The organism is Mesorhizobium sp. WSM4844, from assembly GCF_055811775.1.
Map to the genome: position 1 here is coordinate 245,213 of NZ_JBVVQB010000002.1, position 16,277 is coordinate 261,489.

The 16,277-nt window shown below is 64.3% G+C and carries 15 protein-coding genes; 7 read left to right on the forward strand and 8 right to left on the reverse strand.

Going from position 1 to position 16,277, the window contains the following annotated elements; translation table 11 throughout:
- Positions 1 to 11: 11 nt before the first annotated feature.
- The 8 genes from AC0L2A_RS03325 to AC0L2A_RS03360 all read right to left on the reverse strand — a co-directional run bounded on the left by AC0L2A_RS03325 (position 12) and on the right by AC0L2A_RS03360 (position 9,750).
- On the reverse strand, positions 12 to 956 hold the full coding sequence (locus AC0L2A_RS03325; RefSeq protein WP_023800524.1) for an ABC transporter permease: 945 nt from the start codon (positions 954 to 956) through the stop codon (positions 12 to 14).
- A complete protein-coding gene (locus AC0L2A_RS03330) occupies positions 956 to 2,008 on the reverse strand; it encodes an ABC transporter permease (protein ID WP_473607495.1) in 1,053 nt (350 codons plus the stop codon). The genes AC0L2A_RS03325 and AC0L2A_RS03330 overlap by 1 nt, the downstream gene beginning before the upstream one ends.
- Positions 2,008 to 3,519 (reverse strand): ABC transporter ATP-binding protein, encoded by a 1,512-nt coding sequence (locus AC0L2A_RS03335; protein WP_473607497.1) that lies wholly within the window; start codon positions 3,517 to 3,519, stop codon positions 2,008 to 2,010. The genes AC0L2A_RS03330 and AC0L2A_RS03335 overlap by 1 nt, the downstream gene beginning before the upstream one ends.
- Before the next feature lie 102 nt (positions 3,520 to 3,621).
- The gene (locus tag AC0L2A_RS03340) at positions 3,622 to 4,653 is read right to left on the reverse strand and encodes a BMP family protein (protein ID WP_473607498.1); all 1,032 of its coding nucleotides are present in this window, start codon (positions 4,651 to 4,653) and stop codon (positions 3,622 to 3,624) included.
- Positions 4,654 to 4,816: 163 nt separating this feature from the next.
- A complete protein-coding gene (locus tag AC0L2A_RS03345; protein WP_473607500.1) occupies positions 4,817 to 6,118 on the reverse strand; it encodes an NAD(P)/FAD-dependent oxidoreductase in 1,302 nt (433 codons plus the stop codon).
- A 2-nt stretch (positions 6,119 to 6,120) separates the two neighbouring features.
- Complete coding sequence (locus tag AC0L2A_RS03350; RefSeq protein WP_473607501.1) at positions 6,121 to 7,473, reverse strand: glutamine synthetase family protein; 1,353 nt, start codon at positions 7,471 to 7,473, stop codon at positions 6,121 to 6,123.
- A 37-nt stretch (positions 7,474 to 7,510) separates the two neighbouring features.
- A complete protein-coding gene (locus AC0L2A_RS03355; protein ID WP_473607502.1) occupies positions 7,511 to 8,794 on the reverse strand; it encodes a glycosyltransferase in 1,284 nt (427 codons plus the stop codon).
- A gap of 17 nt (positions 8,795 to 8,811) precedes the next feature.
- On the reverse strand, positions 8,812 to 9,750 hold the full coding sequence (locus AC0L2A_RS03360; RefSeq protein ID WP_473607504.1) for a GntR family transcriptional regulator: 939 nt from the start codon (positions 9,748 to 9,750) through the stop codon (positions 8,812 to 8,814).
- A 239-nt stretch (positions 9,751 to 9,989) separates the two neighbouring features.
- Here AC0L2A_RS03360 and AC0L2A_RS03365 point away from each other — a divergent pair, with 239 nt between their 5' ends.
- The 7 genes from AC0L2A_RS03365 to AC0L2A_RS03395 all read left to right on the forward strand — a co-directional run bounded on the left by AC0L2A_RS03365 (position 9,990) and on the right by AC0L2A_RS03395 (position 16,212).
- Positions 9,990 to 11,054, forward strand: coding sequence for a polyamine ABC transporter substrate-binding protein (locus tag AC0L2A_RS03365; protein ID WP_473517131.1), 1,065 nt, complete (start codon positions 9,990 to 9,992; stop codon positions 11,052 to 11,054).
- Between the two features lie 365 nt (positions 11,055 to 11,419).
- On the forward strand, positions 11,420 to 12,262 hold the full coding sequence (locus AC0L2A_RS03370) for an ABC transporter permease (RefSeq protein ID WP_036269997.1): 843 nt from the start codon (positions 11,420 to 11,422) through the stop codon (positions 12,260 to 12,262).
- The gene (locus AC0L2A_RS03375; protein ID WP_128168656.1) at positions 12,255 to 13,049 is read left to right on the forward strand and encodes an ABC transporter permease; all 795 of its coding nucleotides are present in this window, start codon (positions 12,255 to 12,257) and stop codon (positions 13,047 to 13,049) included. The genes AC0L2A_RS03370 and AC0L2A_RS03375 overlap by 8 nt, the downstream gene beginning before the upstream one ends.
- Positions 13,046 to 14,119: an ABC transporter ATP-binding protein gene (locus tag AC0L2A_RS03380; RefSeq protein WP_473607505.1), complete on the forward strand. Its 1,074-nt coding sequence runs from the start codon at positions 13,046 to 13,048 to the stop codon at positions 14,117 to 14,119. Before AC0L2A_RS03375 ends, AC0L2A_RS03380 begins: the two co-directional genes overlap by 4 nt.
- 16 nt (positions 14,120 to 14,135) lie before the next feature.
- Complete coding sequence (locus AC0L2A_RS03385; protein WP_473607507.1) at positions 14,136 to 15,410, forward strand: glycosyltransferase; 1,275 nt, start codon at positions 14,136 to 14,138, stop codon at positions 15,408 to 15,410.
- Positions 15,411 to 15,492: 82 nt separating this feature from the next.
- On the forward strand, positions 15,493 to 15,843 hold the full coding sequence (locus tag AC0L2A_RS03390; protein ID WP_473607536.1) for a cupin domain-containing protein: 351 nt from the start codon (positions 15,493 to 15,495) through the stop codon (positions 15,841 to 15,843).
- Positions 15,844 to 15,867: 24 nt separating this feature from the next.
- Entirely contained in the window at positions 15,868 to 16,212 is a 345-nt protein-coding gene (locus AC0L2A_RS03395) for a cupin domain-containing protein (protein WP_023800538.1), read from the forward strand.
- Positions 16,213 to 16,277 lie beyond the last annotated feature (65 nt).

A 16,277-nucleotide genomic window follows, 5' to 3' on the forward strand; every position in this document is an offset into this window, starting at 1 on the left:
TCCCCGCCCTGTCAGCGTTCTTCGCGGCGGAACGGCTTGAGGAGCGCCGAAGGCGCGACGGCATTGCGTGACATCACCGCCATGGCGACGATGGTGAAGATGAAGGGCAGCATCAGGAACGCCTCATAGGGGATATGGCCGAGCCCGCTCGCCTGCATGCGCAGTTGCAGGGCATCGACGAAGGCGAACAGCAGGGCGGCCCCTGCCGAACGCCAGGGATCCCAGCGGCCGAAGACGACGAGCGCGATCGCCACCCAGCCACGCCCGGAGACGAGGCCGAAGGTGAAGGCGTTGAACTGCACCATCGACAGGAAAGCCCCGGCCAGCCCCATCAGGGCACCGCCAAGGATCACCGCCTGGAAGCGAGTGGCGATGACGCCGACGCCGGCCGAATCGGCGGCGCGCGGATTTTCGCCGACCATGCGCACCGACAGGCCCCACGGAGTCCGATAGAGCACGAAGGCGGCAAGGGGAACGGCTGCCATCGCCATGTAGACCAGCGAAAACTGGTTGAACACGGCTGGTCCGAGCACCGGGATGTCGGAGAGAACAGGGATCGGCAGCGTTTCGAAACTCTTGATGCTGGGCGGCACCGATTGCTGGCCGAAGATCAGCCGGTAAAGGAAATAGGCGAGGCCCGACGAGAACAGCGTCACGCCGATGCCGCAGACATGCTGGCTTAGACCGAGAGCCACCGTGAACAGCGCATGCACGGCACCCATCAGCGCACCGGTCAGCACCGCCGCAAGCACGCCGAGCCACAGGCTGCCGCTGAGGCTGGTCGCGGTGAAGCCGGTCATCGCCGACAACAGCATGATGCCTTCGATGCCGAGATTGAGCACGCCGGCCCGCTCCGAAAACATCTCGCCCAGCGTCGCGAAAGCCAAAGGCGTGGCGATGCGGATGATCGCGGCGAGGAAGCCGACCTGAAAAATCTGTTCGAGCACGACGCTCATCATGCGGCTCCGACGCGGCGGATGCGATAGGCCGTGAACAGCAGCGCCACCAGCATGGCGAGCAGCGCGGTGCCCTGGATGACGTCGCTGAGGAAGGCCGGAACGCCGGTGGCCCGCGACATCGCCTCGGCGCCGGTCATGACGGCGGCGAGGAACAGCGCCGCCGGCATCACGCCAAGCGGGTTGAGCCTCGCCAGCATGGCGACGACGATGCCGGAATAGCCATAGCCCGGCGAGATGTCGCTCATCACCTGGAAATGCACGCCGCCGACTTCGCTGACGCCAGCAAGCCCGGCGAGTGCGCCGGACAGCAGCGCCGTCGAGATCAGCACCCGTTCGACATGGACGCCGCCATAGCGCGCGGCCTCGGGATTTTCGCCGATGACCCTGATCCTGAATCCGAGCGTCGTGCGCATGATCAGGAACCAGATGACCGGTGCGGCCACGAACGCCGCCACGACGCCGAGATGCAGCCGCGTGCCTTCGAGCAGCACCGGGAAATTCGCTGAATCCTCGATCGGCGGCGAGATCGGGTAGCCGCTGAAACTGTCTTTCCAAGGGCCTTCGATCAGCGCCATCAACGCATAGAAGATGACCGAGTTGAGCAGCAGTGAACTAACGACATCATCGACTTTGAATTTCATCCGCAGCGTCGCCGGGACCAGGGCGACCGCAGCGCCTGCGGCGGCGCCGGCGAGCGCCATCAGCAGCATGGCGAGCGGCCCCGGCATCGGGATGGCGCCGACCGCACAGCTCGCCACCGCACCGGCAAGCAACTGCCCCTCGGCGCCGATATTCCAGAATTTGGCGCGGAAGGCAACCGCTACGGCAAGGCCGGTGAAGATCATCGGTGTTGCGCGCACCAGCGTTTCGGTGATCGCGTAGCTGTCGCCCAGCGACGCCGAGAACATCACGCCATAGGCCTCGATCACCCCGGCGCCGGCCAGCGCAATGAGGCCGCTGCATAGCACCAATGTCGCGCCGATGGCCAGCAACGGCAGAGCCAGGTTGAACCAGGCGGGCGTTGAGGTGCGGGCTTCGAGGCGAAACATCAACCATGGCCCCCCGCTCCGGTCATCATCAGGCCGAGCCGCGCGATGGTAGCGTCGGCGCTGGCCAGCGTGCCGGCAATGCGCCCCTCATACATCACCGCGATGCGGTCGCAGAGCATCAGCAGCTCTTCGAGGTCTTCGCCGATGACGACGATGCCGCAGCCCCTGGCACGCATGTCGAGGAACTTTTCGTGGATGAAGCGCGCCGCACCAATGTCGAGGCCGCGCGTCGGCTGCGACACGATCAGCACCTTGGGGTCGAACGCGAGCTCACGCGCCAGCAGCGCCTTTTGCAGATTGCCGCCGGACAGCGCTCCGGCCCGCGTCATCGGTCCGGGGCAGCGTATGTCATAGGCCTTGATCTGTTCTTCGGCGAAGGCGCGGATCGCATCGGGCCTGAGCAGACCGTTGCGGCTGAACGCCCCGGTGCCGATGCGCGGCAGCACCATCGAATCGGCAAGCGGCAGGTTGGTGACCAGTCCCGTCGTCATGCGGTCTTCCGGGATGCGCCCGAGACCGAGCGCCTGCACCTCGCGCGGCGAGAACCGCGAGACAGCTTTGCCGGCTATCGTCATCCGCCCGGCATCGGGCGCGCGAACGCCGGAGATCACCTCGGCAAGCGCCCGCTGGCCGTTGCCCGAGACACCGGCAATGCCGAGGATCTCGCCGGCGCGCACCGAAAGCGAGACATTGCGCAGCGCCATGCCGGAATGGCGCGACGTCGAGATGCCGTCCAGGGTCAGCACCGCGGCACCCGGTGTCGACGGTCCCCTGGCCGGCGGAACGATCTCGTGGCCGCACATCAGCCGCGCGATGTCCTGGGATGTCGTGCTGGCAGGTGCATCGACGCGCCCGGTTACGCGGCCGTGCCGCAGCACGACGCAGCGATGGGTCAACGCCCTGACCTCGTTGAGCTTGTGCGAGATGAAGATGATGCCGAGACCCTGGGCCGTCATCGATCGCAGCGCCGAAAACAGCCCGTCGACCTCTGTCGGCGCCAGCACCGCCGTCGGCTCGTCGAGGATCAGCAGCCTTGCACCGCGAAACAGCGCCTTGACGATTTCGAGCCGCTGCTGCTCGCCGATCGACAGCGCCGAGACGGGACGATCCGGATCGAGCGTGAGGCCATGCTGGCGGCCGATATCCGCCAGTCGCGCCAGCCCGCCGGCGCGGTCGATCCGGCCCGATTTGCCGGGAATGCCGATCAGCAGGTTTTCCAGCACCGAAAGCCGCGGCGCCAGGTGAAAATGCTGGTGCACCATGCCGATGCCGGCGGCGAGCGCATCGGCCGAGCTGTTGATCGTCACCGGCCGGCCCTGAACCAGGATCTCGCCGGCGTCGGATGCATAGGCGCCGAACAGCACGTTCATCAGCGTCGTCTTGCCGGCGCCGTTTTCACCGAGCAGCCCGAGAATCTCGCCCGGCGCGACGCTGAGATCGACGGCCTCGTTCGCCATGACGGCGCCGAAGCTCTTGGAGATGCCGCGCATTTCGATGAGAGGGGGGGGCAAAGGCGAGGGTGCTCCTGAATTGGCTTATGATTTGAGGGATGCGCTGCACCCCCCTCTGGCAGGCCAGAGGGGGGTGCAGCGCCAACCCCAAAAAAACTGCGCTCAATCCGAAACCGGCGTGTTCTCGTCGACGACGACACGGAAATTGCCGTCGAGGATTTCGGCCTTTTTCTTCTCGACCAGCTCCTTGACGTCGGCGGGCAGCGTCTTGTCGAATTTGTGATAGGGCGCCAGAAAGGATCCGCCCTTGGCCATGCGCGAGAAATCGCCGTAATCCTGCGCGGTGAAGACGCCGGCCTTGACCAGTTTGATCGCATGCTCGACCGTCGGATACATATCCCAGACCGGACCCGTGATCACCGTGTCCGGGCCGAGGTTGGACTGGTCGGACATATTGGAGATGGCGAGGATCTTCCTCTCGACCGCCGCTTCGATGACGCCGAAACGTTCGGCATAGATCACGTCGACGCCGGCGTCGATCTGGGCGATAGCCGCTTCCTTGGCCTTGGGCGGGTCGAAGAAGGAGCCGATGAATGCGACCTTCCTCTTGATGTCAGGATTGACCTCGCGGGCGCCGGCAAAGAAGGCATTGACCAGCCGGTTCACTTCCGGAATGCCCATCGCCGCAACGGCGCCGATCGTGCCTGATTTCGACATCTTTCCGGCGATCAGGCCGGAGAGATAGGCGGGCTCGTGGATCCAGTTGTCGAAGACAGCGAAATTCGGCTCGGCCGGCCCGGCGCCGGAGCCGAACAGGAAGGCGACCTTCGGAAATTGCTTGGCGGTGCGGCGGGATTCGCGTTCGGCAGCGAACGCATCGCCCAGCACCAGCTCATAGCCGCCTTGCGCATATTCGCGCATCACACGGCTGAAATCAGCCGTCTGCACCTTCTCCGACCATTTGTACTCGATGCCGAGTTCCTTCTCGGCCCTCTGCAGGGCGACATGGATCTGGTGGACCCATGGCTCCTCGGTCGGCGTGGCGAAGATCGCCGCCACCTTCAGCTTCTTGTCCTGCGCCAAGGCACTGCCCGGCAGCATGGCTGCCGCCAGGCCGAGCGCGCCGAGTTCCAGCAAATTGCGTCGCGAAAGTCCTTCGCGTTTCGACTGGATTTTGCTCTTCCCGTTGTCCATTGCATGCCCCTCTGATTGGCGCCGTGTCGTGCCGGCTGTTTCTTTGGATATCAGGCGAGGGAACTATGGAACGGCGTCCGACCTTTGTCCACATGGTCAAATTTGTCGCGAAGCTGCGTTGCCGCCCTCCGTCGCAAGACCACGGCGGCAGTGGATCGCTTGCTCAATGCTTGATGCGGTCGCGCATGGCGTACCAGAGCATGCCGAGGACATAGAGCGGGCCGCGCAGTGCGGTACCGCCGGGAAACGGCATTGGCCTCAGCGTCGAAAACAGATCGAGCCGCGACGCATCGCCGGTGATCGCCTCGGCAAGCAGCTTTCCCGACAGCGTCGACAGGATCACGCCCTTGCCTGAATAGCCATGCGCAAAATAGACCTCGCCATAGTGGCCGACATCCGGCAGGCGCGATGTCGTCACCGAGACCAGCCCGCCCCAGGCATGCTCGATGCGGCGGCCGCGCAATTGCGGAAAGGTCTTTTCCATATGCGGCCGCACGAAGCCGGCAATGTCGGCGGGCGGCGACGGCGTGTAGCGCTCGCCACCGCCGAACAGCAGGCGGCCGTCGGCCGACAGCCGGTAGTAGTTGACGACGAAGCGTGTGTCGGAAACGGCGGCATTGCTTGGGATGACGCCGCTGGTGTCGTCAAGCGGCTCGGTGGCGATGATGTAGTTGCCGACCGGCATGATGCGGCTGTTGACGCGCGGTTCGAGCCCCTGAAGCAGGGCGTCGCCGGCCAACACGACATGCCGGGCCCGGACCGTGCCCTTGGCCGTGGAAACCCGGATGGAAGGTTCCCGCTCCAGCCGCAGCGCCACCGAATTCTCGTGGATGGTGACGCCTGCCGCTGCCGTGGCGCGGGCAAGACCCAGCGTGTAGTTCAGCGGATGCATATGGCCGCCGAGCTTCTCGTACATGGCGCCGTGATAGGGCGTGTTCACCATTTCACGCGCCTGCGCTGCAGACAGCATCTCGACGTCATGAAAGTTCATCACGACGGCAAGGCACTCGGCCTCTTCCTCGAGGTCGCGGAGGTCGGAGCCGTTTATCGCACCGGCCAGATGGCCGGTGAGCCGGAGGTCGCAATCGATGGCATGGCGCTCGATGAGGTCGAGCACCAGCCCGCGCGCCTCAAGGGCGAGAGCGAAAAGCGCCCGCGCCCGTTCGGGCCCATAAAGCTTGACCAGGCCCTTGGCGCCCTTGCGCAGGCCGGGGATGATCTGGCCGCCATTGCGCCCCGACGCCCCCCAGCCGATCTTGCCGCCTTCGAGGAGAACCACCTTCAGCCCGCGCTCGGCGGCATGAAGGGCTGTGGACAGGCCGGTGCAGCCGCCGCCGACCACCACCAGATCGGCGTCGACGTCGCCCTGCAGGGCCGGATGCTCCGGCGCCGGATTGGCGGTTGCGACATAGTAGGATTTGCCGATGTCCAGGCCGGAATTGAAGCCCCCAGAATCCAAGCTCATAGTCAGACCTTGAGCAGCAGGTGGTCGCGTTCCCAACTGGTGACGACGCTCTGGAACAGGTCGAGCTCGACGCTCTTGACGCGCAGATAGGTCTGGACGAAATCCTCGCCGAGCAGGTCCCGAACCGGACTGCAGGCGGCGAAACGGTCGAGCGCCTCCTCCATGGTTTTCGGCAGCGTGCCCTTGCTGCGATAGGCGTTGCCCGATGCCTCGGGCGAACGCGAGAGCTTTTCCTCGACGCCGAGATAGCCGCAGAGCAGCGAGCCGGCCATCGCCAGATAGGGGTTGGCATCGGCGCCGGGCAGCCGGTTTTCCACCCGCCGCGCGGCCCGCCCGCCGGCCGGCACGCGCAGGCCGCAGGAGCGATTGTCATGCGACCACTCGATGTTGGCGGGGGCGCTGTGGTTCGGCCGGATGCGGCGGAACGAATTCACGTTCGGCGCAAACAGCGGCATCACCTCGGGAATGTATTTCTGCAGGCCGCCGATGAAATGCCCGAACATCTCGGTGTCGGCATCGTCGCGCCCGGCGAACAGACTATTCCCCGCCTCGTCGACGACCGACATGTGGAGATGCATCGAGCTGCCGGCTTGTGCGGCGATCGGCTTAGCCATGAAGGTCGCATGCATGCCGTATTGCTGCGCGGCCTGGCGCGTCATCCGCTTGAACAGCAGCACCTTGTCGGCCAGCGGCAGCGCGTCGCCATGCAGGAAATTGATCTCCAACTGCGCCGTGCCTGACTCGTGGATCAGCGTATCGAGCGGCAGCCCGGCCTTTGCGGCATAGTCGTAGAGCCGCTGGATCACCGGCTCGAATTCCTCCAGCGCCGCCATGTCATAGGGGTGCTGCACGGTTTCGGAGCGGCCATTGCGCCCGACCGGCGCGATCAACGGCCGATCGGGATCGGGATTGGGCGCGGTCAGGTAGAATTCGAGCTCCGGCGCCACCACTGCCCGCCAGCCGCGCTGGTGATAGAGATCGAGCACGGCCCTCAGCACATGACGTGGCGAGGCCATCCACGGCCGGTCGTCCATGTGAAACGCATCGGCGAAGACATAGGCCTTTTCAGCTCCAGCGCCGGGCGCAAGGCAGAGCGTCGCGACATCCGGCACCATCCGCATGTCGGGATCCTGATAGGCGAAGCCCTCGTCGTTGGAACCGGAATAGCGGCCGTCGATGCAGACCAGGAAGGCGCTGCTCGGCAGGTAGAGCGCGCGGTCTTCGAGCGACTTCAGGAACTTGGCCGTTGGCAACGCCTTGCCGCGCAACACGCCATTCACGTCCGGCACCAGGCATTCGACTTCCCTGATCCCCTGCTGCTCCAGCCATCGCTTCGGATCGTCCGTTGGGGTCATTTGCGGTGCATCCGTTGTCGTGGTGTTGAGCATCAGGTCACGTCCTTACGAGGGCGAGAATGGATTCGGCGGCGATTTCGGTTCCCGGCGCCCGTGCCATGGTGGCTGCATTCTCCTTGAGACGAAAGCGCATCTCGCCATCGGCCATTAGGCCAAGGATGGCGTTTTCCAGTTCGTCGTCGCTCCAGCCATCGCGGCTGAGGTGGCGGCCAACGCCGGTTTCCTCGGCGCGTTGCGCATTGTCGTGCCCGTCCCAGCAATAGGGCATGATCAGCGACGGCACGCCGAAACGCAGCGCTTCGCAAAAGCTGTTGTTGCCGCCGTGATGGATGAAGAGATCGGACTTGGCGACAACCGACGGCTGCGGAAACCAGGCGTCGAGATAGACATTGTCCGGAACCGCGCGATAGCTGTCGCGCAGACCGCCGACATTGACGATGAAGCGGGCCGGAAGCCGGTCGAACACGGCGAGCATGCGCTCGATCAGGCCGACATCCATCGCGCCCAGGCTGCCGAAGCTGAGATAGACCAGCGGCCCGTCATTGCGTGGAAAGACCGGCACGTCGAACGGCCCTTCCGAACGGACGCAGCCTTCGAGATAGACGAAGCGGGCCGGGTCGAGCGGCTCGGCGCGCTGCCTGCGCACGATGGTTGGGGTCAGCAGCAGATTGAGATCGAGCGAAGCTTCGAGAAAAAGTCCCCTCGGCAAGGGTGCAAGACCGGCGTCGGTCCGAAGCCGGTTGAACCGGTCATGAGCCGGAGCGACGGCTGCCAGGTAGCGCGCCTCGAAGGCCGCGCGGCTGGGGTCGTCGGCGGCGAGACCGGACAGATATGGCGGTACATCGGCGTCGGGCAGCTCGGTCTCGGCGCAGGAGACGACGCGCACCCATGGGCAGCCGGCGGCAGCAAGTGCTGGAAACATGATGACATTGTCGAGCACCACGGCGTCCGGCTTCAACCGGGTCAGCAATTGGCGCAGCGGCGCCTCGGCATTGAGCGCGGTATCGACGATCGCTTCCCAGGTCGGGGCGACATAGGTTTCGAGCTGGTCGATCGGGCTCAGCCTGAAATGCGGCAGATGCCGGCGCACGAAAGCCTGCCAATAGCTCTGGCGTTCGCTGTCGGTCAGCGGATCGTCGGTCGGCAACTGATATTCCTGAAACCCGTAGTCGGCGAACACACCGGAAAAGCCGGCGTGACAGATGAACACCGGCCGCGCGCCCCTTGCGCGCAAGGCCTGCGCGATGCCGACGCAATTGAGCGCGGCACCGAAGCTCGCTTCGGGAAACAACGCGATAGTCGGGCTGGTTTTGCGCGTCACTGTTCTCGTGGTCCTCGTCAATCCGGCCGGCTGATCATGCCGAACAATGCGGGGGCGCCGCGACTGGCCGCCTGCGGTCGCTGGCTGCGGGACAATCGCAGATGGACGCGAAGCAGATCGGCTGCAACCTCATACTGCCGGCTTTCCAGTTGGTCGAGTATGGTCAGGTGCTCGCGCAGCGATTGCTTCAGCCGGAAGACGTTGACGCCGGCATAGGTCCCCGGCAGCCGGCGCAGCCTGAGATGATCGGACAGCGCGTCGGTGACGAAGCGGTTGCTGGAGCCGTCGGCGATCATGCCGTGAAAGTCGATGTCCAGCCGCTGGAACTCTCTGATATCGAATGTGGCGTCGGGCAGCGCCAGCAGCGCCTCCATGCCCTGGCGCAAGGCTGCCGCGCGGGTCCCGTCCAGCCGAAAGCCAGGCGCCAGAATGGCGGCGGGTTCCAGCATCAGGCGGAACTCGTAGCTTTCCCCTTGCGCCTCCGGATCGTCAGGCGCCCGCCTGAACAGCCAGGCCTGTCCCGGTGCGCGATCCAGAAGATTTTCGTCTGTCAGTTTCTTTAGCGCTTTTAGTACTGTCTTTCGTTCGGCACTGTAGCGCCGCATCAACGCGCCGACGGTCACCGTCTGATCCAGCCGGCGCGCCGACCGATCGCGCAGGATCATCTCCGCGAGTTCGTCCTCCTCGGCGCTTGGCAGGTCAGTGGCAAGGGTCGCCTGCTTGGTGAGGTCAACGGCCAGCCGATAGCCGGAATCAGCTTCCCAGCCCACGAGGCCTTTTTCGGTGAGCAGGCGCAGCGCCGCCCGCACCGGGGTCCGCGAGACGTTGCAGAGCGAGGCGATCTGCTGTTCCGGGAGATGGGCGCCAGCCTCGAAGCCGCGCTGCCGGGCCACGTCGAGAATGCGCTGCGCGAGATCAAGATGATTGGTGCGCGGGCGTCTGGCAACGGCTTGCATGGCGTTTCTCGTGAACGGGCTCGACCGCTGCGGTTTGACCGATTGCCCTTGCGGGCGCAATCGGCTGGATTTCGCGGCGATTTTCCAAATTATGGATTGACGTACTTTTTTCTGCAATAGTACTGTGGGTTCAATCGGCAATAAAAAGACCGGGGAACAGGATCGAAGCGGCGGCATGGTCGCAAGCGCTGGTCCGACGATTGATTGAATTCGACGATCAACCAGAATGGGAGTCTGTCATGACCGCCACCACCCTGCGGCACCGTTCGTTAAAAACTTCCGCGATCGCGCTTGGCCTCGCTATGGCGCTGTCGGCGCCGGCGGCCGCCGCCGACCTCGTCATTTCCAACTGGGACGGCTACATGGCGCCGGACGCCATGGCCGCCTTCAAAGCAGCGACCGGCGTTTCCGGCGAGGTCGTCGTTCACGCCACCAATGAGGAGATCATGGGCAAGCTCGTTGCTTCGGGCGGCAAGGGCTATGACGTGGTCTTCGTTTCCTCGCCGTTCGCAGAAGTGCTGAACAATCTCGGCCTGATCGAGACGATCGACCACGCCAAGATCCCCAATCTCGCCAATCTCTATCCTGAGGCGGCCAAGCTGCCGCACGATGTCGGCAACAATTTTTCCGTGCCTTACACCTGGGGCACCACCGGCCTCTGCTACCGCTCGGATCTGGTGAAGACCGAGCCGGCCAGCTGGAACGATCTTCTCGCCCCGTCCGAGGCGCTCAAGGGCAAGACCACGATGCTGGCGACCGACCGCTGGCTGCTTGCCGCCGGGCAGCTCGCCAAGGGCTATTCGGTCAACGAAACCGATCCGGCCAAGCTCGCCGAGGTCAAGGACCTGCTGATCTCGGCCAAGAAGACCTTGCTCGCCTATGACGACACCACCTTCTATTCGAAGCTGGTTTCGGGCGAGGCGCTGATGGTGCAGGCATGGGATGGCTGGTGCAACTATGGCATCGCCGAGAATCCGCAGATTAAATACACCATACCCAAGGAAGGCTCGGACCTGTGGGTCGATACGATGGTGGTGATGAAGGCATCGGCCAACAAGGACGCCGCCTTCCAGTTCATCAACTTCATGCTGGACGCCAAGAACCACGCCTGGGCGGCTCAGAACATCGATTACAAGGTGCCGAACAAGCCGGCTATGGAAAGCCTGCCGGCGGATTTCCTCGCCAAATTCCCAAATATGAACATGCCTGTGGCCGAACTGGTCAAGTTCGAGCAGTTGCGCGACGTCGGCGACGCCCAGCGCGACTATTCGAAGATCGTCAGCGAGATCAAGGCGGCGCAGTAGTTTCGGCATCTGGAATCAGGCTTGCGTTCCTTCACGCCCCCCTCTGGCCTGCCGGCCATCTCCCCCTCAAGGGGGGAGATCGGCTGGATTGCGACCTGTCGCCAAGCTCCGGCGCAGCACCCCCTCATCCGGCCGCTTCGCGGCCACCTTCTCCCCGCTGGGGAGAAGAGGCTGACGCCAAGGTCGGCGACCTCCTCTCCCCTCGGGGAGAGGTCGGATTGCCCCGAATTGCCCTTCGCAATTCGGTTGGCAATCCGGGTGAGGGGGCGCTTGTCCAAACACAATTTCGATGCCTTTGAGATGGCCTCAAGGCCAGAGGAGGGTGCGACATGAGATCGTTCACACCTTCCCGCTCCTCCTTGCTGATGGCGCCGGCGCTGGCCTGGCTCACCGCCTTGATGGTGGTGCCATGCGCGCTGGTGCTGGCGCTCGCCTTCTTCCGGCGCGGCATTTATGGCGGCATCGAATACAGCTTCACGCTGGAGAATTTCGGGCTGGTGCTCGACCCGCTCTATGCCGGCATCTTCCTCAATTCGGCGCGCATCGCCGGCACGGCAACGCTGATCGCGGTGGTGATCGGCTATGCCGCCGCCTATGCGATCGCGGCAGCACCGCGCCGGTGGCAGCCGGTGTTCCTGTTCTTCGCCGTCTTGCCTTTCTGGTCCAATTACCTGATCCGCACCTATGCATGGATCGTGCTGCTCAACCGCGAAGGCCTGATCACCCAGCTCTTGCGCTGGTTCGGCTATACCGGCGAGCCGCCGTCGATGCTCTATACCGAAGGCGCCGTCATCGCCGGTCTGGTCTACAATTACCTGCCTTTCGTCATCCTCGCCTGCTACGCGCCGCTGTCGCGGCTCAATCCGGAGCTGGCCGAGGCCTCGCGCGATCTCGGCGCTTCGGCCATGACCACATTTCGCCGGGTTATACTGCCGCTGACGGTGCCGGGCATCGCCGCCGGGGCGGTTTTCGTCTTCGTGCTGTCGATCGGCAATTTTGTCACGCCGGCACTGCTCGGCGGCGGCCGCTTCCAGATGATCGGCAATCTTGTCTACGACCAGTTCCTGACCGCCAATGACTGGCCGTTCGGCGCAGCGCTGGCGATGGCGCTGATCGCCATCATGCTTTTGGTGCTGACGGCGCAGGCCCTGGCTGCCGATCGCGCCGCCGGCCGTATCGCCGAAGCGAAAGGAGGCGCCGATGACTGAGCGCTCGCCCGCCACACGGCGTACTCTCTGGCTCGTGCTGACGCTGGTCTTCGCCTTCCTCTACATTCCGATCGCCGTACTGGTGGCGCTGTCGTTCAACCAAGGCGGGCTGCCGACCGTCTGGTCGGGCTTTTCGCTGAAATGGTATGCCTCGCTCGCCGGAAACGCCGCGATCCTTTCCGCCGCCCTCAACACGCTGATCGTGGCGCTGGTCTCGACAGCCATCGCCACGCTGCTCGGCACCTTGCTGGCCATCGGCGTCGAAATGCGCCGGCAGTACGGAAGCGGCCTCGAGGCGCTGATCTTTGCGCCGATGATCATTCCCGACATCGTGCTGGCGGTGGCGCTGCTCAGCTTCTTTTCTATGCTCGATTTCACGCTCGGCCTGCACACCATCATCCTCGCCCATGTCGTCTTCAACCTCGCCTTCGTCTGCTCGGTGGTGCGCGCGCGGCTAAAAAGCTTCGACTGGTCGATCGTCGAGGCCTCCGCCGATCTCGGCGCTTCCGCGCTCACCACCTTCAGGCGGGTGACATTGCCGGTCATCCTGCCGGCGGTCGTCGCCGGCGCGCTGCTCGCCTTCACCCTTTCGGTCGACGAGTTCATCATCGCCTTCTTCACCGCCGGCGCCGGCCGCGCCTCGACTACGCTGCCGATGCAGATCTATTCGATGATCCGCTTCGGCATCACGCCGGAGATCAATGCATTGGCGACCATCGTCATGGCGGTCTCAATCACCGCGCTGACCCTGTCGCAGCGGCTCAACCGCGGAGTCATCGGCCAATGAGCGAGCCCCGCACGCTGCTGGCGATCGACAAGGTGTCGAAGAACTTCGGCCGGGTGACGGCCGTCGACGGCATCTCGCTCGATATCCGCGAGAACGAGTTCTTCGCCTTGCTCGGACCTTCCGGCTGCGGCAAGACCACGCTGCTGCGCATGCTGGCCGGTTTCGAGACGCCCAATGAGGGGCGCATCCTGCTCGACGGCCGCGACATCGCCAAAACCCCGCCCAACAGGCGGCCGGTCAACCTGATGTTCCAGTCCTACGCGCTGTTTCCGCATATGAGCGTCCGGGCCAATGTTTCCTACGGCCTTGAAATGGAGCGCTTGCCGGCAAACGAAATCCGCTCCCGCGTCGACGCCATCCTGGCGACGACCGAGCTTGTCGCCTTCGCCGACCGCAAGCCGGAGCAATTGTCGGGCGGCCAGAAGCAGCGCGTCGCGCTTGCCCGGGCGCTGGTCAAGCGGCCGCGGCTGCTGCTGCTCGACGAGCCGCTCGGTGCGCTCGACAAGAAATTGCGCGGCGCCATGCAACTGGAGCTGAAGCGGCTGCAGCACGAAGTCGGCATCACCTTCGTCATCGTCACCCATGACCAGGAGGAATCGCTCGTCATGGCCGACCGCATGGCGGTGCTGAGGGACGGCAAGCTGCTGCAATGCGACACGCCGCATGCGGTCTACGAACATCCGGCCGACCGTTTCGTCGCCGACTTCATTGGCGTCATGAATTTCGTGCCGGGCAAAGCCGCCAACGATGGCGTGCTGGCAGCCAATGGTGCGCGGATATCAGGCATGGTTCCCGAAATACTTTCGCCCGGCGCTGCGGTGGTCGCTTCGGTGCGGCCCGAGCGCATCCGGCTGTTCCCGCCGCCAGAGACGGCCAACCGTGTTGCCGGCATCGTCGAGGCGCTCGCCTATCACGGGCTCGACCTGCAGCTGCATGTCCGCACCGCTCTGTCACAAAAACCGTTCCTGGTGCGCGTCACCGCCGACGCCGCCGACCGCCGCCCGGTCGCGTCGGGCGATGCGGTCGAACTCGGCTGGGATGCCGCCGACGTCAGAATTTTCGCAGATTGATTGAAGGAGAACTTTCATGGCGCAGAAGACCATCGCGTTTTTTCCGGAAGCGGCCTACGGCCCGGCGCTCAACTCCGTCGGTATCGCCCAGGCGGTCGAGGCGCGCGGCCACAGAGCGGTGTTCCTGTCGGACCCCGGCTTCGTCGACGTCTACAAGGGCTACGGCTTCGAGGCGCATCCGGTGAACCTGTCCGAGCCGATGCCGCCCGAGCAGATGGCCAAGTTCTGGGAAGATTTCATCAACGGCCACATCCCGAATTTTCGCAAATCGCCCTACGACCAGGTCGACAATTACGTGAAGGACTGCTGGACGGCGATCGTCGACAGCGCCAAATGGGCTGAGAAGGACCTGCCCGGCGTGCTTGCGACGATCAAGCCCGACGTCATCTGCGTCGACAACGTCATCCTGTTCCCGGCGATCAAGCAGTATGGCAAGCCGTGGGTGCGCGTCATCTCCTGCTCGGAAAACGAGATGGAGGACGAGGACATCCCGCCGCACCTGTCCGGCTGCGGCGAGAACGACCACGCCTGCCATCAGCACTACCGCGACCATTTCAACGCGGTCATCAAGCCGATTCATGACGACTTCAACGCGTTTTTGAAAGCCAACAACGAAGCGCCGTATCCGATCGGCCAGTTCTTCGAGGCCTCGCCTTACCTCAACCTGTTGCTTTATCCCGAGGCGGCAAAGTTCAAGCGCCGCCATCCGCTCGACCCGGCAAAATTCCAGTATCTGGAAGGCTGCGTGCGGCAGGAGAAGCCCTACACCGTGCCGACCTTTGCTGAGAATAATGACGGGCCGCTGCTCTACGTCTCGTTCGGCAGCCTTGGCGCCGGCGATGTCGATCTCTTGAAGCGCATCATCGCGACGCTGGCCGAGACTCGCTACCGGGCGCTGGTCAATGTCGGCGGCTACAAGGACCAATACGCGCAAGTGCCCGGCAATGTCATCGTCGAGAGCTGGTTTCCGCAGCCCTCGGTGATCCCGCAGGTCGATGCAGTGATCCACCATGGCGGCAACAACTCTTTCACCGAGTGTCTCTACTTCGGCAAGCCGGCGATCATCATGCCCTATGTCTGGGATGGCCACGACAACGCGACCCGGGTCGAGGAGACCAGCCACGGCTTCGGCATGCCGCGCTACGACTGGAGCGACGCCGAGCTGATCGCCAAGATCGAAACCTGCCTGACCGACCCGGCAATCAGGGCCAAGCTGGCGAAGACGTCGGCGCAGATGCAGGCGCAGAACGGCCCGGAGAAGGCAGCGGGGCTGCTGGAGAAACTGCTGTGACCGGGCTGATGGGTATGGCATTCCTTTGCGCCCCCGCCGTAGAGCGCGGGCACGTCAAGCACAAGCATGGCGGAGCTCCCACATAACCTCCTCCGCCCCACACCTCCACCAAGCCTCCAGCCGCACCGACCTGATCGACTGGGGCGCCCAGCCCGATGCGCTGGAAGGTGCTTCGCACTCCACCGGCAGGCTGGTCCACAAGGGGCCGGACAACCAGCCGGAATCCGGCATCTGGGTCTGCACGCCCGGCCGCTGGCGGCTGGCGATCCCGCGCGACGAACTGTGCCATTTCGTTGCCGGCCGCGCGACCTACCGATCGGACAACGGCGAGGTGATAGAAGTCTCCCCTGCCACGGTGGTCATGTTCCCGACCGGCTGGACCGGCGAATGCACCGTCCACGAGACCATCCGCAACATTTACATGCTGGCCTGAAGCCAGCCACTGGAGCTTCACGACATGCCGACACCGATCATGAAATCGCCGCTTGCCCTCACCGACCTCGTCGACTGGGGCGTCATCCCCACGATGATCGAGGGCGAATCCCGTACCTCCGGCAAATTGCTGCACAAGGGGCCGGAAGGCCGCTCCGAATGCGGGCTGTGGGTCTGCACCCCAGGCAAATGGCACTGCCACGTCACCCGCGACGAATTCTGCCATTTCCTAGAGGGCCGCTGCACCTATGTCCACGAATCCGGCGAGGTGATCGAGATCGAACCCGACACCGCGGCGTTCTTTCCGCAGGACTGGAAGGGCGTCTGCACCGTCCACGAGACGATCAAGAAGGTCTACATGATCCGCTGAGCCTTCTCGATAATTCTACCCTGCCGGACACCTGACGCGGTTTTCTCCGCTTCCGATGCTCACGG

Coding starts and splice junctions, on each gene's coding strand:
- AC0L2A_RS03340 (WP_473607498.1), bottom strand. CDS start 4,653: ATGGACAACGGGAAGAGCAAAATCCAGTCGAAACGCGAAGGACTTTCG.
- AC0L2A_RS03380 (WP_473607505.1), top strand. CDS start 13,046: ATGAGCGAGCCCCGCACGCTGCTGGCGATCGACAAGGTGTCGAAGAAC.
- AC0L2A_RS03375 (WP_128168656.1), top strand. CDS start 12,255: ATGACTGAGCGCTCGCCCGCCACACGGCGTACTCTCTGGCTCGTGCTG.
- AC0L2A_RS03395 (WP_023800538.1), top strand. CDS start 15,868: ATGCCGACACCGATCATGAAATCGCCGCTTGCCCTCACCGACCTCGTC.
- AC0L2A_RS03370 (WP_036269997.1), top strand. CDS start 11,420: ATGGCGCCGGCGCTGGCCTGGCTCACCGCCTTGATGGTGGTGCCATGC.
- AC0L2A_RS03330 (WP_473607495.1), bottom strand. CDS start 2,008: ATGTTTCGCCTCGAAGCCCGCACCTCAACGCCCGCCTGGTTCAACCTG.
- AC0L2A_RS03360 (WP_473607504.1), bottom strand. CDS start 9,750: ATGCAAGCCGTTGCCAGACGCCCGCGCACCAATCATCTTGATCTCGCG.
- AC0L2A_RS03385 (WP_473607507.1), top strand. CDS start 14,136: ATGGCGCAGAAGACCATCGCGTTTTTTCCGGAAGCGGCCTACGGCCCG.
- AC0L2A_RS03345 (WP_473607500.1), bottom strand. CDS start 6,118: ATGAGCTTGGATTCTGGGGGCTTCAATTCCGGCCTGGACATCGGCAAA.
- AC0L2A_RS03325 (WP_023800524.1), bottom strand. CDS start 956: ATGAGCGTCGTGCTCGAACAGATTTTTCAGGTCGGCTTCCTCGCCGCG.
- AC0L2A_RS03350 (WP_473607501.1), bottom strand. CDS start 7,473: ATGACCCCAACGGACGATCCGAAGCGATGGCTGGAGCAGCAGGGGATC.
- AC0L2A_RS03365 (WP_473517131.1), top strand. CDS start 9,990: ATGACCGCCACCACCCTGCGGCACCGTTCGTTAAAAACTTCCGCGATC.